Genomic DNA, 380 nt, shown 5'->3' with positions numbered 1-380 from the left:
AGTCGATGTTCAGGCTGCGCTCGTGCGCCTCGTCGATGATCAGCGTGTCGTACGATTTCAGCAGCGGATCGTTCTGCGTCTCGGCGAGCAGGATGCCGTCGGTCATCAGCTTGACCGACGCGCCCGGCGCAAGGTTGTCGGTGAAGCGCACCTTGTAGCCGACGACTTCGCCGAACGGCGTGCCGAGCTCCTCGGCGATGCGCCGGCCCGTCGACGACGCGGAGAGCCGCCGCGGCTGCGTGTGGCCGATCAGGCCCGTGCCGCCGGCGCCGAGGCCGCGGCCGAGATCGAGGCAGATCTTCGGCAGCTGGGTGGTCTTGCCCGAACCTGTTTCGCCGCAAACGATGACGACCTGATGCGCGGCGATCGCGCGCGCAATC

General features: G+C 68.2%; 1 protein-coding gene. It reads right to left on the bottom strand.

Annotated features, from left to right (window positions below; translation table 11 throughout):
* Positions 1–379 (bottom strand): hypothetical protein (locus SB771_RS33635; RefSeq protein WP_410721873.1); only part of this gene is annotated, 379 nt, incomplete at its 3' end.
* Position 380: the final 1 nt, after the last annotated feature.

The organism is Burkholderia sp. SIMBA_051, from assembly GCF_046534915.1.
Taxonomy (GTDB): Bacteria; Pseudomonadota; Gammaproteobacteria; order Burkholderiales; family Burkholderiaceae; genus Burkholderia; species Burkholderia ambifaria.
Note: the sequence above shows the minus strand (reverse complement) of the source record. Positions and strands in the feature narration are given on the sequence as shown.